Genomic DNA, 18,126 nt, shown 5'->3' with positions numbered 1-18,126 from the left:
ATTATTCTGATTTGAAGGTAAAAATGGCGACACAAGTGAAGGAATTCTTTAGATTTTATTGAAAGTATCTAGCAAAGATAGAAAAACGGACATTTAAGGGTAATTTAAAGACATTTAACTTAGAATTATTAAGCAGATTGAAGTGACCTGTAGATAACATAAGCTTAAAAAGAATAGCTTTACTTTATATTTTGCCCAATAAATAAGTATTAGTAAGCTATGTTAACAACAGGCATAATCTAACACAGTTTATATACCGCGAACTAATAAATATTAAAACAGTTCGATTATTATTCGAACCGCTAATGAAAAAATTAAATACTTAACTGTGTGTAAAATTTTTAACCATAAATAGAGGAATAAAAAAGCAGAAGAAAAAAATTATTATTTATAAGACTTAACAAAAAAAATTGTGAACAAATAATAATATCTGCCCACAATTAAATATACACCAAACCTTATTTTTTATGATTTAAATTATTATATTTCTAACAAGTTTTAACTAAAGTCCAATAAATAGTCGTACCAGGTGCTTGTCCAAAAATGTAGTTAGTCGCACGATAAAGCTTCCCTTGATACTGAACTTGATCCCCTGGATAGTAAAGCGTATTCGATACATATTCAGGTTCACCAATACACTGCTCACCACCTCCTTTAGTATGTTTACCTAATAAAGTTACACCAGAATAAGCGGCATACGCATGGATCATGACATGATAGGTTCCACCTTGGGTTAGAGAACAACTTTCTTCATTTCCTACAGGGAAAGGACGACAGTCATAATCAGACTCTGTAGGCTTGTCACCAAGCTTCACATAAAGATCTAAATCACCTGTGCCGCCAGTAGTTGATATTGTTCCAGTATTACCATCAGGAACTATAAACGTATAGTAATCTTTTGCTCCTTGTGCTGCGGCAATACTAACTGGCTCATTATTTTGCAATTCATTTTTAGGTGGCTCAATAATATCACCAGGCTCATAATCTCCTGTTAAAGTAACTCCTGAATAAGCAGAGTAGGCTTTCACCATTACATAATAAGTACCACTATCTCTCAAATCACAAACTTCTTCATTTCCTGAAAACCAAGGACGACAATCAAAATCTGATAAAGTCGGTCTGCTACCTTTTCTTACATATAAATCGGCATCACCCGTTCCACCTGTAATAGCAACAGATATATCTGTTGCTCCTTCTGTCACATTAAACTTATAAAAAACTTCTTCTCCTCTGGAACCCGATAGATCTGCTTGCGGTTTATGATTAACCAACTCATCAACAGGAGGACCAACAACTTTATTCGTTCTTAGTAAATAATTTGGAGAGCCTCTAAGGTTGGTTAAAATTCCCGCTGTTGCTTCCTCTAGCATACCTGCCATAACTTCCGCTGGTGTTTGATCGGGGTTACGCTCAAGATATAAGGCAACGCCACCAGCAACATGAGGTGCAGCCATTGAGGTTCCGCTCATGGTGGCAGAACCGCTTCCTCGGTGAGAAGCAGAAACAATACTATTTCCAGGTGCCATAATATCTAAGCAAGAGCCCCAGTTAGATGACCAGCTACCATTCACTCGACTATCATATCTATCGGTCGCACCGACATTGAAAGCATTGGGTGCACTACCTGGGGAGAAAGTACATCCGTCAACACCGTCATTACCAGCCGCTGTCACAAGAGTGATTCCAGCATCGACCATGCGATCAACGGCATCATTTTGAACCTGAGAAAATCCACCACCTAAACTCATATTAACAACAGCAGGGAATTCAGCGTTAGCGACAACCCAATCCATGCCTTCTATCACACCAGCATTACTCCCCGAGCCCTGACAATTTAAAACTCTAACCCCATGAATTGTCGCCCCTTTGGCAATACCATAAGTGGTTCCAGCAGCAGTTCCTGCAACATGCGTTCCATGACCATGACAATCCGCCGGATCATTATCATTATCAATTTTATCAGTGCCATTACTAATACGACCGGCAAAATCTGGATGTGCCGCATAAATCCCCGTATCAACAATATAAACGTGTACACCAGTACCATCATTTGAATATTCATACTCATTATTTAATGGCAGACTATCCTGATCGACACGATCTATTCCCCAAGAAGGAGGATTCACTTGCACATCATTGACCGATATTCGTCTATTCGCCTCAATGTATTCAACAGCAGGGTTATCTCTTAACTGCTCAATTTGGTCAATCGAGCCTCTAATAGCCATGCCCAGCATTACATTTGAAAATTGGCGTTCTACACTTACACCTAGCGTGTTACTGATATCTTTTGCGGCTGATTGAACAAAGCTTTGTGCATTCATAGTTGCTGCTTGAACCGTATCTTGTTTCAAGACAACAATAAACTCTCCCTGTATAACATCTGGATCAGATAAAGCCATTAAAGGTGCTTTTGCTGAAAGCTGCATGCTCCCTAATACGCCCGCCACACCAATTGCAACGGGTATTTTCTTCCACTTTGGTTTTATTTTTTTCATTAGTAAGTCCTCAGTTTATGAATAAAATATTGAAAAAACCTAATTTAGCGAAAGTACTTATAGATACCTTAGTACTTATAGATACCTTAACTAAATGACAAAACCCTAAAACAACGGCGTCGTTTGAGTTTTCTCAAAATAAGCTTCTATTTCAAAATCCCCAAAAGTGACATCTGTCATTAGTCTCTAATGGATTCAAACAAGATAACTTGACGTAGTTACCCTGAATTGTTGGAAAGTAAGCTTATTAATGATTATTCAGGTTTGAGGATAAAAATGACGACAGCCATATATAATCTGTTTAGATTTTGTAGAAAACGTCTGATAAAGATAAAAATACAGACACATGAGATCAATATAAAGACATTATTTTTAACTAGTGCTAAGCCTAAAAATATAACAACTTCAATAGAGTACCTGTATCAAATAGCTAAAAGCTTTTTCCAAGCAATATGAAAAAACAACAAAAACAGTCTGGATTTCAAATGTCATCATTAAACATAAGCTTAACCGAATAGATAGATCAGATAACAACCATACAAAACAGGTCATTCAATAATAATTAACCTCAGTTCGGGATAAGTAAATTCAAAATAATTAATAGAATCATTTTTATTTTCAATGACTTAAAACCCAATTAAATTGAATTGCCGTTTCCACTTGAGATCAGTGTGACTATTTTTGTGGATATCAAGGCAAGTGACTGCCGCAATAGCCAGTTATTGCAAAAGCGCTTAACGCTGAAAGCCGCAAAAATAGACGCTCTGATGATTTTTCTTATCCCGAGCTGAGTTAATTAGCCAACACTAATCAAATTAATAAAACACAAACATTTAACTCACAAAAGAAATGAACAATGCTCAGTTCTATTTTTAATTATCAACTGATTCTATTGCTTGATGTTTAATCGTTTTATATTCTGAAGGAACAACACCATAGGCTTTTTTGAAACAAGTTGAAAAGTAACTACGAGAAGAAAAACCAGCCATTTTTGAAACTTGATGAATAGGAAAACCTTTCTTGAGCAAACTCAACGATCGTTTTAAACGATATTGTTTAATATAATCACCAGTTGTCATATTTAAAAACTCTTTCATTTTACGAGTAAGATGACGAGAACTCATATTAAGCGCAAAGGCAACTTTTTCAACATCTAAAGACTCATCCGAACTATATTCACTTAGATATTGATTGAGCTCATCTAAAAAAACAGATGAATTATCATTAAGCCATCTTTTATCCGAATCATTAGTGTTGATTTGCTGTTGACTCAATGCTTTATTGTTTAACGAGCTATCAACGTTAACCTTTTTATTAGTGTCCGCTTTTTCATATAAATTGTCACTTATTAAAAACTCGACAAGCTGCAATATAATTAATGGAGGAGTATTCCAAGGTAATATAAGAAAATTTTCAGGTATATCAATTTGTTTTTCAAAAATTTCTGAAGCAGAACAAGGACATAAAACTAATAACGAACGCATCGTCTCTGCATTTTTTTCTATTAAAAAGTCTATCAGTGTTTGTTCTAAAAAGCAGTCTAATACAATAACAGCCAACCTTCGGTTATTTTTAGAATTATTAAATAAATCATTAATAGCCTTATGATTAACAAGTTTAACCATCTTGTGCTGACTTTCGACTAATGACTGAATAATCACTTTAGGTAATGGTTCAGACGGCTCCACATAATCGAATTTTATCTTGGATAGATAAATTATCCCAATCTGCTTTATTAAGTGAGTTTTCTCTTCATATGATTTAGAGCTGAGGTTTAAAGCCTGGTGTTTAATATTTACACTATCAACGAGTTGGCTATTTAAATTGTGCGTATTATAATTCACTATTTTCTCTTTTTTAGCTAAACTTCCTCGCCAAATTTGAGAAACAGGAAATTGAATTTTCCAAGTAAAAATAGAATCATTAATCATTAATTCACTAGAGTAATTAAACATTTTAGTCATTTCATTAAAACAAGCAAATAAACTCTCAAACATGATAAATTGAGAAGAATTCCTATCTAACTCACTTTTATCTAATGGAGCTATAAAACTAACCCCTCCTCTCCTAGCTGTTATTTTTTCAATATTGACCGACAATTTTTTTGCCGTTGAGAAATAAGCCGTAAAAAGATAGGATATTTTAAACAAAGCTTGTAACAGCTCTTGAGAAATATTGCTTTGCAAATGATCTTGATCATTAAAGTCTATAGGCAAAACAATATCGTTAAAAATAAAGTCATCATGTATGATATTTTCTAGAAACATTTTTACTCGATACTCATCCCCCTGAGACAAGATACTTAAGCTGTTTCGGTTAATACTATCCCATAATTTCCACAGCTCTATAAAAACCCATTCTCGTTGATGCAACGAATGTATTAAGTTGTTAGATACATTCAGGGAAATCACATCTCCAAACTTCAACAAAATAGATTTAATTTTTTCAACTTGTTCTACTTTAAAAAATAACTCTTGAGTTCTCTTTTCAACTCTAACATTTAGATGTGCTTCTGAGGCTTGCCAAATTCGTAAAACATAAAAGATAAAGCCCACAAAAAACACAAGTAAAATTACAGACAATATCCAGTAAGCATAAAGTGGAATATTAAATAATCCCAAAACACTTAATGTAAAATGGTAGTTTGTTGTCCAGTTTTCGCTGTATAACCATGAAGACTGTATAGTTAATTGATTATCTCCCGTTTTAAAGTGAAGAGGATCTAATGTTAACTGCCAATTATTAATTAGCCGCCATGGTTCATTATTGAGTTTATAGCGTAACTGAATTTGATTGGCATTAAGACGTTTTTGGGCACTAAAATAAATATTTAATTGTTGTTTATCATTCAAGACTAAATTTTCTGGCCATTGTTTGAATGATTTCAGCTCATTATTATATGGATTTTTGATGCCAATGTTATCGAGCTTAACGGTAGGAACACTAGGACGTTGATAAACATGACTAGTATCAATTTGCAATACACCGTCAATAGTCCCCAAATAAATGTGTTTACCAAATAGCTGGCTAACTGAATTATATTCATTACCAATAGCACCATCTTTAGCGGTAAAGACTTGTTTAGATTGGCTCAGATAATCATATAAAACCAAAGCATTGCTGCCACCAATCCAAATCTGTTGATGCTCATCAAAAACTAGAGAATAAAATGCAGACTGCCCTGTTTCTCTAGCAGATAAACGTCGTGAAATAATATTCGACTGAGGATTATATTCATAAAGAGCATCATCAGAATTAAACCAAATATGATTATTTTGATCTAGTACCAAATTTAATATACGTTTTTCAAAACTATTAAACACTTCAATTGCTTTAAAGTGATGTTTGTTTTTATTGTAAACAATAACCTTGCCCTGAAGCGTTCCAAAATAAATATCATTTTGAGTCTCCAGCATAGAAATAAATCTTAGTTTATTCCAAGCAGGATCCCAATAAGATTGTTGTCGGAAATATGTTGTTACTTTTTGGTCTGAAGACACTTTAAAAATGCCAATAATTGAACTCAATCCCCATAACTCATTATCAATGATTTTTATTGTAGAAATATCGGAAAAGGCATTGTGTTTTTCACTATCATTAAACCAATTTTCAACTTGTTTACTATCAAGGTTATAACGCAACAAACCAACGTAAGTCGCAATCCATAAGTAGTTACCTTGTTTGATTATACCTGTAATTTGACTAATAACCTTAGGATTATTCAAGAAGTTATCAAACTTAACGGTTTGCTGGCTGAGCTGTTTTTTATGATATTGATATATTTCTCCTTCAGAAGTACCTATCCAAAACTTTTTATCATACTCCGGCGATATTGCCGTTACTATCATTGGTTTGGTAGTATTTTTTTGTTTTAATACTTTAAATTTTTGCGCGTTTTTAGATAAATATAAAACACCTTGCATTGACGTACCGACCCAAACATTACTATTAGAGTCAACAAATAATTGATAAATAAAACTATTTAATGTAGATTTCTTTTTTGATTTTTTAAAGGCTGCCTTAGTCCAATCATTAGAAGAGTACTCCCATTGAAAAATCTCTGATGAAGAAGCAAGCCAAAAACGGTTACGAGATTGATCTTGAGCCAATAAATAAGGATAAGATGAAAAGCTGTTTTGTTTAAACAAATGAGATTTACGCAAGTTATATTCATTATCTAATATAAATAGACGGTCAACACCATTAACGACTAGCTGTTGGTTGCTACTGATAGCTGACTGTATGTGTTTTTCTTTTAAAACTGTTGGCCAATTATTTCTTTGATAAAACTGACGTTCTTTTTGGTAAATCCACAGACCTCTATTCGTTGCAAAAATCAAATCATCCATATGCACTATAGTTTTCATTAAAAACCAAGTTTTATTATTGAATAAAGGAAAAGAAACTGAGTCGATTAATTTTTTATCTTGGTTAAGAATAACAAAAGCTTTAGCACCAATAACAACCAAGGCATTATTCTTTAAAAATTTGAGCTGTCGAAGAGAGTTTTTATCAATTGCAGTCGTTATATCTTCTATACGAGAAAACACTTCAAACTGATCATTTGATTCAAATAAAATATAGTGAGGAGTCAACACCCAAAGCTTGCCATCGTTACTCACTTGCAAATCGATAATATTATTTTCTGCAATTGAGTAGTCAGGATTATCTTTTAGATACTGAGTAACTCTAACACCATCAAACCGATTAAGCCCATTTTCAGTGGCAATCCAAATATTTCCATTTGCATCTTCCTCAATATCTATAATCGTATTTTGTGTCAACCCGTTTTGACTAGACAAAAACTGAAATTGGTGTTCAAACTGATTAGATTTTGTAGGAAAACAAACCCAATACAATAGGCTCAAAAAAGCAAGTTTAGTTATATAACGTGAAATAAGGCTCAAAAAGCAGCTCCAATTTTATCTGAATAATTATTAGCTACTCTTTCGATTCTAATGCCTAAAATATTGCAAATGCAAGTAACAAATTCTCATTAATTACATTTTAAGCGTATCTGATATAGATTTAAGAACCTAATCACATAAATAATAGAAAGGTTATACTCAAAAAAACTAATTACTGATTTAAAACATTCTAAAATTGAATTAAAAACTTGCTTTATATAATAAGTTATAAGCTGCCAAGTAGATATTAGACTTTAGATAAAAGTTAGCCAAACTACATCATATTTTTGAGTGCTTGGCGGATTAAAGTTGCTGCTGGTAAATTGTCATCTTCCAGTTTGCTTATTGCCTTGCTGGCATCTACAGGTTTGTAGCCTAAAGCGACTAGCCCACTAATCGCTTCCTGAACATTACCTCCAACTGGTTGCGATACAGAACCGGATTGATTGGCATCTGTTTGAGTTATTGAATCCACTTGCCAATCTTTTAGCCGATCTTTCATTTCAATAATGAGCCGCTCTGCAGTTTTTTTACCTACCCCAGGTATTTTAACCAGCGTGTTTGCCTCCCCCTGATGCACACTTTGTACAAACTCAATAGCACTCATCGCAGATAATATGGCTAAAGCTAACTTTGGTCCTACACCATTAACTTTAATCAGTTCACGGAAAAGTTTTCGCTCTTCTAAACTATAAAAAGCAAACAATGTATGAGCATTTTCATTCACTGAAAGATGCGTATGCAAAACGGCCTTTTGCTCCACTTCTGGTAAATTATAAAAAGTATTCATCGGAGCCTGACATTCATAGCCAACCCCATTAACATCAATTAATAAAAATGGGGGTTGTTTTTCTAAAATAATCCCGCTTAACCTTCCAATCATATTCTTCTCTATTTATTTTAAACTTAATCTTAATAACGCCAATTGCCTACAATATCAGCGTAAGCGACCTCTTGTTACTTTTTTGGCTCCAGCCTTAAACAGCGCATTTTGCATGGCATGAGCATGACAAATAGCCACAGCTAAACCATCTGCAGCGTCCGCTTGTGGAGATGAACTTAAACCAAGCAAGCTGCTCACCATATGTTGAACCTGAGACTTATCGGCCCCACCAGTGCCAACAACAGATTGCTTGATTTGGCGGGCAGAATATTCAGCAACAACCAACGCATGCTGTGCCATCGCAACCATTGCTGCACCGCGAGCCTGGCCTAGTTTAAGTGCAGAGTCAGCATTTTTTGCCATAAACACTTGCTCAATTGCAGCCTCATCAGGTTTATACTCTTGTACTACTTCAGCAATACAATCAAAGATCTGGTTCAACTTATCGGATAATATTCCATCTTTGACCCGAATACAGCCACTGGCAACATATTCCAATTTTTTCCCATTCATTCGAACCACACCAAAACCTGTGATACGAGAGCCAGGATCAATACCTAAAATAATGGACATAAAACAACAAGTAAAAACGAGATCAGATATTGTTAATATATCATATTTTAACAATGCAAACTGGCTCTCTTAATTAACCTGGAGTAAATTAGCCTTTGTTAATCGCCTCAATCACTTTTGCTTTAACATTAGCGACATCTGAGGGTAAAAAATCCTTATGATATTTCTTCTTAATGCCAAACTCAGTCAGCGTGTAGTGAGACATTGACTCGATGTTATGCTTTGAAAGACAGTGCTTTACACAGTGCAAATGACACCCATCTAGCGAAATAATTTTTCGGCCAGATTTAGCTTTTTTGACAAGTGGCTCTACTCCGCCGCCAACTCCGGCAATACACGACATTTCAGCAAGACCTTCTCTATCCAGTTCAATCGCAACTTGATTGGCTAATTGTGCGATATTAGAACACCCCGAACAAGAATAGATTAAAGGCAAATCATCATTATTTTTTTCCACCACAGATAAAACTCCAACGAGTAAACGAAATCAAGCTCATAGTCCAGATCATACTGGCAAGTGTCTATTTCATTTAATGATGTCAATCAACCTACTTGCAAAGTATTTAGTACTAAAAGTAATAAAACAGGTTGTCGTCCTTTTTCATCACTGCTCTAAGTTTCACTATTTTGTGGTTTTCACATTGCTCCCCATCGAATAAGCAAAATGTTATATTTTAGAAATATTGAACAACCTTGGGCGTTTTAACATGAGAAACATGTTTTAGAACCTTCTTGAATAGGCAAATCAAAATAACAAAATGTTTAAAATCAAAAATGCTAGAAAAGCTCAGTCACCTGCAGTTGGATATTTTCTCTGTTTTATTCTACTTACGTTTAGTGCAGTCTTAACTTATGTCAGTCCACACGGCTACGACTATATACGATCAAACCTATACAACTGGCCAACAACTACGGGCATTGTTCAAAGCGCTAAAATTCTTACAGATAAACCGGAGTTCCACAACGAAGATACAATGTATCGTTTACGTGTTCACATTGAATATCATGTAGACGGGCAATCTTATCACCTGTACGAATTATATTCAGGACAAGCAAACCATTGGGTTAATAGCTATTCAACGGTTAGAAATGAATTAGAGGATTACTCTGTTGGAAAAAAGCTCGAAGTCCGATATTCACAAGAAAATCCTGGTACGTCAATCCTTAAAATACCATTCAGCTTCGCTTCAATTGTTTCTTCAATACTGGCGTTAATTTGCCTCTTTTATGGATTGAGATTTTTGTGTGAAGCAATCTACAATACTTACCGCTGTATCAATTCTTATATTAAGAAGTTCCTTAAAAAATCATAACAATTGGTTACTTTAAAACTTTATGGATATGTGTTTCACTAATTTCATCAAAAATAAAATAGGGAATTCAATTTGTACACTCTCAATATTGCCAATAAAAATTATTCATCCTGGTCCTTACGACCTTGGATTTTAATGACTGAATTATCAATTGATTTTGAAGAGAAAACATTTATTTTTGGCTCAGGTTCAAACTGGAATACTTTTCGAGAGTTTTCTCCTAATGGAATGGTGCCTTGTTTAAAAGACAAAGAAAGAGACATATGGGATTCTTTAGCTATAGCAGAATATCTGGCAGAAGAGCATAAAACGATATGGCCTTCAGAGAAAAATGCTCGAACCTGGGCCCGTTGTGCCGCCGCAGAAATGCACTCTGGTTTTTTTGCACTTCGTCAAACTTGTCCAATGAACTGTGCAGTACGTGTAAAGCTCAATGAAATATCGAATGACCTTCAGAAAGATCTCAATCGAATCGATGAATTGTGGAATCAAGGACTCTCAGAATTTCAAGGTCCTTTTTTAGCAGGAAAAAATTTTTCGGCAGTTGATGCTTTTTTTGCACCAGTTGTATTTCGTATTCAAACATTTAATTTACCGATGAGTACCCAAGCATTAGCTTATTGTGAACACCTACTAACACTTAATTCTATGCAAAAATGGCAATCTGAAGCCATTAAAGAACCTTGGATTGAAACGGATCATGAAAAAGAAACTATTAGTGCAGGAACATTAATAAAAGACTATCGGGCATAGAGTTAGATCAAGTCTGAGCTACTACACATTAACCATATTTTTTAAAACGTTCTAAAGCTTCTTTAAACTTTAATGAAAGCTCTTGTGCTTCTTTGTCAGGAGTATTTGCAATCAATTCAAATGCTCCAGCATAACCAACCACTTTTCCTCGGTTACCTAAACTCTTTTGAGCTAACTTGATTGGTTCTACTCCTAGCTCTAATGTAATGCCTAACTTACTAAGAATATGTTTGGCTATCTTATCCAAAGAAGAAAAAGCCTCAACACTCTGGTCGAATGAATCAACAAAAAATAACATAAGGAATTATCCTGAATTGTATTCAACAATAATTTTATTTATAGCTAAATCACTATCAATTGGCATAGAGAAAAATCAGGAATTTTTGTCACTATTAAGGCGTCTGGCGCAGTGCATAGCCGCTCTATGGACAAGTCAGACAACGAAAAGAGCGGCAAAAATAACGGCTTTTATTGTGGCAATTTATAGTGATTTAGCTATATATCAACTAATAATAACCCTAAACAAGTATAGTCGATAATTAACCTGAGCTTAAAATCAGAGAAATTAGTTCACTTTTTATTAAATATGATTTAATTAAAAAAAGAATAAAGCTAACGCAGTCATTGGGATCTAAAAAACAGTAAGACGGTTGCTGATTAAACATCAACAACCCTATATTTATCTACAGTTGTTCATAAGCCTCTGGCGGGATATCGGCATTGCTATAAACATTTTGAGTATCATCTAAATCTTCTAAACGATCAATTAACTTAAGCACTTTAACAGCGGTATCAATATCTAGTTCAGCTTGAGTTGCAGGTAACATTGAGATATCACCTTCTTCAGGTTGTAAATTATTATCAACCAATGCATCTTTTACCGCCATAAAGTCTTCAGGAGGGGTTAACACTTCAAATGTTCCATCTTCATGATTAACGATATCATCGGCGCCAGCTTCAAGCGCCTCTTCCATTAAAGTGTCTTCATCGACCGCTGCTGAAAAAATAATCTGTCCTTTTCTTTCAAAAAGATAAGCCACCGAGCCAGAAGTCGCTAGCTCACACCCAGCTTTAGTAAATGCATGACGAACTTCAGCAACCGTTCTGTTTTTATTATCAGTTAAACACTCAACTAATATAGCGACCCCGCCAGGCCCATAGCCTTCATAGGTTAAATTCTCATAGTTATCGCCTTCAGCATTACCAGCGCCGCGAGCAATTGCTTTATCAATAGTATCGCGCTTCATGTTTGCACCTAGCGCTTTATCAATCACAGCTCTTAATGAAGGATTATCTTCGGGGTTTGGGCCACCACTTTTGGCAGCAACCACTATTTCTCGAATGATTTTAGTAAAAATTTTTCCACGCTTAGCATCTTGCGCAGCTTTTCTGTGTTTAATATTAGCCCATTTACTATGACCAGCCATTGCTAAACTCCAGTTTTCTATTCTAATTTAATATTTACTCAGTCTCTTTGTTTTTTACAGTAGAGGCAATCGCCAACTCATCTAACTGCGATTGAGAAATTTTTGATGGTGCTGACGTTAAAGGACAACTTGCAGTCGTAGTCTTAGGGAACGCAATCACATCTCTGATAGAGTCAGCTCCTACCATTAACATGACGAGTCGATCTAAGCCAAAAGCAATACCACCGTGTGGAGGACATCCATACTTTAATGCCTCTAATAAGAAACCAAACTTATCTTCTGCTTCTTGTGTTTCGATACCCAAAATATCAAACACAGCCGCTTGTATATTTTGATCATGAATACGCACTGAGCCGCCACCTACTTCACACCCATTGAGTACCATATCGTAAGCTCTCGATAATGTTTCTGTTGGTCGAGCTTTTAATTTTTCAGCATCGTTTTCTTGTGGGGCTGTAAATGGGTGATGCAATGCATGCATTTGTCCACCATCAGCTTCAAACATTGGGAAGTCAACCACCCATAACGGTTTCCAACTATTTTCAACTAGGCCTCTATCTTCAGCAACTTTTAATCTTAAAGCGCCTAATGCATCAGTCACGACTTTATTTGAATCAGCTCCAAATAATAAGATGTCGCCTGCACTAGCATGAGTTCGTGCAATGATTTGATTAATGATGTCATCATCTAAAAACCTAGCAATAGGAGACTGTACACCAGCGACACCTTTGCCAGCTTCATTTACTTTGATCCAGGCTAAACCTTTCGCGCCATAGCGACCAGCATACTCACCATACTGATCAATCTGTTTACGGCTTAGCTCAGCTCCTCCAGGTACACAAATAGCCGCTACACGACCACCTTGATCATTAGCTGGCCCTGAAAAAACTTTAAACTCAATCTCTTTCAATAAATCAGCTACATCGACTAACTCTATTGTCACTCGCAAATCGGGCTTATCACTACCGTACCGCTGCATAGCTTCAGCATAAGGCATGCGAGGGAAATCCCCCAACTCAACACCGAGACAATCAACAAAAAGTTGGCGAATCATTTTTTCCATCATACCCATAATGGCTTCTTCATCCATAAAAGAAGTTTCAATATCGAGTTGTGTAAATTCAGGTTGGCGATCGGCTCTTAAGTCTTCATCACGAAAGCAACGCACGATTTGATAATAACGATCAAAACCACTCATCATTAGCAATTGTTTAAATAGTTGCGGCGATTGAGGAAGAGCAAAAAAAGAACCTTTATTGGTTCTACTGGGCACAATATAGTCACGTGCTCCTTCCGGTGTTGCTTTAGTTAATATCGGGGTTTCAATATCAGCAAAATGCTCTGCTTCTAAAAAATCTCTTAATTTTTTTGCAACTTTATTACGAAATAAAATTCGCTCTTGCATTTCAGGACGGCGCAAATCTAAATATCGATATTTTAAACGAAGCTCTTCTGATACATCTTCGTGACCATCGATAAGAATAGCAGGTGGAGCCGCTCGATTAAGCACTATTAACCCCGTGGCGAGTAATTCAATTGTGCCTGTTGCCATATCTTGATTGATCATATTATCGGGACGTAAGCGTAGAAAGCCCTCAACAGAAACAACAAACTCACTACGTAAATCTTCAGCTTGGGCAAATAACTCCGCCTGATCTGGCTCAACAACCACTTGAATAATGCCACTTCGATCACGAACCTGTAAAAAGATAAGGCCACCTAAATCTCGTCGTCGATGAACCCATCCAGCCACTTTAACTGACTCGCCCGCAGAAACATTTAGTAAATCACCACAATAATGGCTACGCATAATATAACCTTAAAAATATAACTCAAATACAGGACTTATGCCCTATAGAAAACCGCGTATATTACTGGATGAAAGGTATAAAGTCGATGCTTTACTCACTTTTATAAAAACGATAATGGCCGGTAATCTTAGCCTTAAACAAAAAGTCATCTTGTTTTGGGCCTAAACCAATATTATGGATAATCAAATAGCGTTCACCATCCTTTGAGCGTTGTTTTCCGACAATACCAATATGTGGCAAGTTATTTGAAAGCCTCCAGGTGACAATATCACCCGTCATGTAATCTTGCGGCATATTGGTCACAGGTAGGTTTGTCCCAAATCGCTGAAAAAATACTTGTAAGTTAGGTACTCTTCTATGGTCTATATTACTATCCGGCTTTTTAAGTCCCCATAAATTCGGATATAACTTAAAATGACTTTGCATATCCTCATGGACTAGCTGTTGCAAATCTATACCTAATTTTCGATAGCTGCGCACAATCACATCAGTGCACACACCAATATTATTCGGAACATCACCACCAGGGTAACCCAATTGACGATAAGCACCGTTATAAATGACTTTGTGTGTTGTTCTCTCTTCTGCAGCCTTAGCTAATTGCTGCTGCCAGGGTTGCCCATTTTGGGCAGATTGAGTTTCAGTGAATATCCCCAAACAGGCTAAAAAAATAACCAACAACCAACGATACATATAAGCCTCATCTTTGTCATAAAGTGATTCTAATATTTTAAATTAGAGCCATCTGTCACAACTCTTTTAAACTTACTTTCAAGCTTAAACTTTAAAATAAACTACAACGAACTGGCAATCTTCGAATAAATCACCTATTTATTACATTATATTTTTAATTTTTTATAAAAATCAATCATTCAAAGAGAAGTCCATGGCTAAATCAAACAAAGCCGCAGAAACTTTTATTTCAGTTGCCCATGTGGCATCTGAGCTTTTTAGAGCCCAGTCTATCGCAGAAGAACTATCAATCACTTCTAAAAATGCACGAGCATTAGCCGTAAGAGCAGGTTCAACAGCCGCAGGCTTCAATGAAATTACACGATTTATAGAAGGGCTTTCTAAACTAACAATCGATGCTGCCCGTAAAGTTAACATCATCGCAATATCTCAAACTAAAATAGCCGCCGATTTATTTCGCTCTCAGGGCTTTATTTCTAGACTAGATAAAGTTGATTATTCAGCCAGTGAAAATATCGACAGTGAATTATCGCCTATTTACACTACAGTTAATAAAACTAGGAATGAGCTTGATAAAAGTATTAGTTCAGGGCTAAGAGAATTAGTTGATCGATTAGATGAAACCAAAATGGAGCTTAGAGCAACACAAGTTGTTTCTGTTGTTTCACGAGTTGAAGCCTCTCGAGCCCACGAAGATTTTCAAAACTCTCTCAACTCTGTAGCAGACAAAGTTTCCAGTGCAGGCAAGCGTATCAATTCTCATTTAGAAAATGCCAGACGGCATTTAGCGCAATTGAAATACTAGCGCATTAACAACCATTTAAGGAAAAAGCATGAAAGCAATTTCGCTATATCAAAAAGGCAGCCACCAATGGCTTTGCTTTGGTAGGGACCCAGATAAAGACGAGCGTATTATTGATACTAATCAGTTCATGGTTATGAACAATGACCAAAGTGTCATTCTTGATCCGGGAGGTATAGAGTTATTTTCACAAATGCTAACCTCTGTACTCAGATATACAACACTTGATAATATCAAAGCATTATTCGCTTCTCATCAAGATCCCGACATCATTTCTTCACTAGGTCTATGGGATCAATGTCTGAAAGATACCAAGCTTTATTCTCCGTGGATTTGGGAATCTTTTATTCGACACTTTGGAATGAACAATATTGAATTTGAGCCTATAGCAGACGAAGGTGGAGAACTAGCACTGGGTAACATCACACTCAATTTTATTCCTGCTCATTATCTACACTCATCAGGCAACTTTAATGTTTTTGACAAAGAAGCCAAAATACTCATGAGCGGCGATATCGGCGCTGCGCTTGATGAAGCAAATGCACCATTTTTTGTTGATGACTTTGAAGCTCACATACCAAAAATGGAATATTTTCATCGTCGCTGGATGCCATCAAACAAAGCTAAAGAGCAATGGATTTCTCGTGTGAGAAAACTTGATATTGAAATTATGGCTCCACAACATGGGGCCATTTTTAAAGGGAAAATGGTACATGAGTTTCTTGACTGGTTTGAACGGCTAGATGTTGCTATTGCAAACAATTGATGTGACCATCTGCAAATTAAACAGAGGCCACTTGATGTAAAACATCTTCATTAAGGTGGTCTGTGCTCTTATCTAAAGACTAAAATAGAGAAATTAAAGGGGCCCATATAAATAATCATGCATTTTGTATTAATGATTACCTATGTGGTAGTAGAATATTTCGACAGACATCAATCTATCTTAACATTGTTGATAAAATAGTGATTAAGTCGATTTATTTTTGCGCTTGTCACGCACAAAATAAGAGTTACCAGGGCCACGCTTCATTTCAAATAAATCAATTGCTTTAAATAAACTACTTAGGTTTTTAAATCCATAGTTTCGGCTATCAAAAGAAGTTTTGTTCGATATGTGGGAACCAACAGGACCTAAACCAGCCCAACCATCTTCTTCCTCAGTTGCCTCAATCGCCTGACGGAGTAAATGAATTAACTTAGTATCTGATTTAATCGTTTTAGTTTTATTAGTATTCGATGGCTTTTCTTTGTCATTCCGATCTAAAAATAAAAACTTTGAACAGGCATTGACAAATGGACTTGGCGTTTTACGCTCACCGAATCCTAAAACCACTTTTCCTTCGGCCAATACTCTGGTAACTAACGGTGTAAAATCACTATCCGATGAAACAAAACACATGACATCAATTTGCTTTGTATACATCACATCCATAGCATCAATGACTAACGCAATATCAGAAGCATTTTTACCTTTAGTTAAGTCATACTGTTGAACAGGTTGAATAGCATGTTCATGTAATAACTCTTCCCAAGGTTTTAAAGTTGGTGACTTCCAGTTGCCATAAGCTTTGCGGATTGTTACCACACCATACTTAGCGACTTCACTTAATACATCATCAAAATTGCTAGCAGGCGCATTATCAGCATCGATAAATAATGCTATTTTTTGCTTAATTTCATTAATAAAAGAACTCCTACGTTATAAAATAACTTAATTAATTTTTTAATATACGCTGCCTGACAATTTCAAATAAACAGACACCTGATGCAACCGAAACATTTAAGCTAGAAACACTACCAGCCATTGGTATTTTTATCAATTGGTCACAACTTTCTCTGGTTAGACGTCTCATACCACTGCCTTCTGCTCCCATTACCAAGGCAGTTGCACCACTAAAGCGAGTATTATAAATATCAGCAGTAGCTTCTCCAGCAGTTCCAATAATCCAAACATTTCTCTCTTTTAATTGATTTAAAAAACGAGCTAAGTTGGTTACTTTAACAACAGGTACTTGCTCAGCAGCACCACAAGCCACTTTTCTGGCTACCGCAGTTAATGAAGCTGAACGATCTTTAGGGACAACAACGGCACTAACTCCAGCGGCATCAGCAGTTCTCAAGCAAGCCCCTAAATTATGTGGGTCAGTCACACCATCTAACACTAATAAAAGCAAGTTGCTCTGTTCTTCAGCTAATTCTAATAGCTGATTTTCATTCATCAGCGCATCATTAACTTTTATATCAGCAATGACACCTTGGTGACTTCCTTTAACCCAATCATCCATTTTTCTTTTATCAACCATCTGATACCTTAACCCGGCTTTTTTAGCCAAAGACTCAATATGGTTTAAAGTTTTATCATTTCGACTTTTTTGTAAAAAAAGTTGTACTACTTTTTCTGGCGTTCTTGATAACACACTCTCAACAGTGTGAATACCAAAAATTTTTTCATTATGGCTCATG

15 protein-coding genes are annotated in these 18,126 nt (G+C 35.8%); 4 read left to right on the top strand and 11 right to left on the bottom strand.

Translation table 11 applies throughout. The annotated features are described in order from the left end of the window. Positions 1 to 488: 488 nt before the first annotated feature. The 5 genes from ACT5E3_RS06465 to ACT5E3_RS06445 form a co-directional block, all read right to left on the bottom strand. Complete coding sequence (locus tag ACT5E3_RS06465; RefSeq protein ID WP_444997487.1) at positions 489 to 2,498, bottom strand: S8 family serine peptidase; 2,010 nt, start codon at positions 2,496 to 2,498, stop codon at positions 489 to 491. 872 nt (positions 2,499 to 3,370) lie between these two features. Further along, on the bottom strand, positions 3,371 to 7,405 hold the full coding sequence (locus ACT5E3_RS06460; RefSeq protein ID WP_444997486.1) for an AraC family transcriptional regulator: 4,035 nt from the start codon (positions 7,403 to 7,405) through the stop codon (positions 3,371 to 3,373). A 274-nt stretch (positions 7,406 to 7,679) separates the two neighbouring features. Beyond that, positions 7,680 to 8,288, bottom strand: coding sequence for a Holliday junction branch migration protein RuvA (ruvA, locus tag ACT5E3_RS06455; RefSeq protein WP_444997485.1), 609 nt, complete (start codon positions 8,286 to 8,288; stop codon positions 7,680 to 7,682). Between the two features lie 54 nt (positions 8,289 to 8,342). Next, positions 8,343 to 8,861, bottom strand: a complete 519-nt coding sequence (ruvC, locus tag ACT5E3_RS06450) for a crossover junction endodeoxyribonuclease RuvC (RefSeq protein WP_444997484.1) — start codon at positions 8,859 to 8,861, stop codon at positions 8,343 to 8,345. Between the two features lie 88 nt (positions 8,862 to 8,949). After that, complete coding sequence (locus ACT5E3_RS06445) at positions 8,950 to 9,318, bottom strand: putative zinc-binding protein (protein WP_444997483.1); 369 nt, start codon at positions 9,316 to 9,318, stop codon at positions 8,950 to 8,952. A gap of 301 nt (positions 9,319 to 9,619) precedes the next feature. On the opposite strand from ACT5E3_RS06445, the gene ACT5E3_RS06440 reads away from it, so the two are divergent. Both ACT5E3_RS06440 and ACT5E3_RS06435 read left to right on the top strand, forming a co-directional pair. Then, a complete protein-coding gene (locus tag ACT5E3_RS06440) occupies positions 9,620 to 10,174 on the top strand; it encodes a DUF3592 domain-containing protein (protein ID WP_444997482.1) in 555 nt (184 codons plus the stop codon). A gap of 135 nt (positions 10,175 to 10,309) precedes the next feature. Next, positions 10,310 to 10,927, top strand: coding sequence for a glutathione S-transferase (locus ACT5E3_RS06435; protein WP_444997481.1), 618 nt, complete (start codon positions 10,310 to 10,312; stop codon positions 10,925 to 10,927). Between the two features lie 28 nt (positions 10,928 to 10,955). Here ACT5E3_RS06435 and ACT5E3_RS06430 read toward each other — a convergent pair whose 3' ends face one another. The 4 genes from ACT5E3_RS06430 to ACT5E3_RS06415 form a co-directional block, all read right to left on the bottom strand. Then, positions 10,956 to 11,225 carry a hypothetical protein gene (locus ACT5E3_RS06430; protein ID WP_444997480.1) on the bottom strand — a complete coding sequence of 90 codons (270 nt, stop codon included), beginning with the start codon at positions 11,223 to 11,225 and terminating at the stop codon, positions 10,956 to 10,958. Between the two features lie 385 nt (positions 11,226 to 11,610). Further along, a complete protein-coding gene (locus ACT5E3_RS06425) occupies positions 11,611 to 12,354 on the bottom strand; it encodes a YebC/PmpR family DNA-binding transcriptional regulator (protein ID WP_444997479.1) in 744 nt (247 codons plus the stop codon). Positions 12,355 to 12,388: 34 nt separating this feature from the next. Beyond that, positions 12,389 to 14,164, bottom strand: coding sequence for an aspartate--tRNA ligase (gene aspS, locus ACT5E3_RS06420; protein ID WP_444997478.1), 1,776 nt, complete (start codon positions 14,162 to 14,164; stop codon positions 12,389 to 12,391). A gap of 91 nt (positions 14,165 to 14,255) precedes the next feature. Continuing rightward, complete coding sequence (locus ACT5E3_RS06415; RefSeq protein WP_444997477.1) at positions 14,256 to 14,858, bottom strand: DUF1287 domain-containing protein; 603 nt, start codon at positions 14,856 to 14,858, stop codon at positions 14,256 to 14,258. Positions 14,859 to 15,051: 193 nt separating this feature from the next. Between ACT5E3_RS06415 and ACT5E3_RS06410 the strand changes: the two genes are divergently transcribed. Beyond that, positions 15,052 to 15,663: a hypothetical protein gene (locus ACT5E3_RS06410; protein ID WP_444997476.1), complete on the top strand. Its 612-nt coding sequence runs from the start codon at positions 15,052 to 15,054 to the stop codon at positions 15,661 to 15,663. A 28-nt stretch (positions 15,664 to 15,691) separates the two neighbouring features. Further along, a complete protein-coding gene (locus ACT5E3_RS06405; RefSeq protein WP_444997475.1) occupies positions 15,692 to 16,426 on the top strand; it encodes an MBL fold metallo-hydrolase in 735 nt (244 codons plus the stop codon). A 204-nt stretch (positions 16,427 to 16,630) separates the two neighbouring features. On the opposite strand, the gene ACT5E3_RS06400 is transcribed toward ACT5E3_RS06405, so the two are convergent. Together ACT5E3_RS06400 and rlmB are read right to left on the bottom strand one after the other, a co-directional pair. Beyond that, on the bottom strand, positions 16,631 to 17,314 hold the full coding sequence (locus tag ACT5E3_RS06400) for an NYN domain-containing protein (RefSeq protein WP_444998583.1): 684 nt from the start codon (positions 17,312 to 17,314) through the stop codon (positions 16,631 to 16,633). Positions 17,315 to 17,378: 64 nt separating this feature from the next. Beyond that, on the bottom strand, positions 17,379 to 18,125 hold the full coding sequence (rlmB, locus tag ACT5E3_RS06395) for a 23S rRNA (guanosine(2251)-2'-O)-methyltransferase RlmB (protein ID WP_444997474.1): 747 nt from the start codon (positions 18,123 to 18,125) through the stop codon (positions 17,379 to 17,381). Position 18,126: the final 1 nt, after the last annotated feature.

The sequence above is a fragment of the Aliikangiella litoralis genome (genome assembly GCF_052495765.1).
This window is presented reverse-complemented; position numbering and strand designations above follow the sequence as displayed.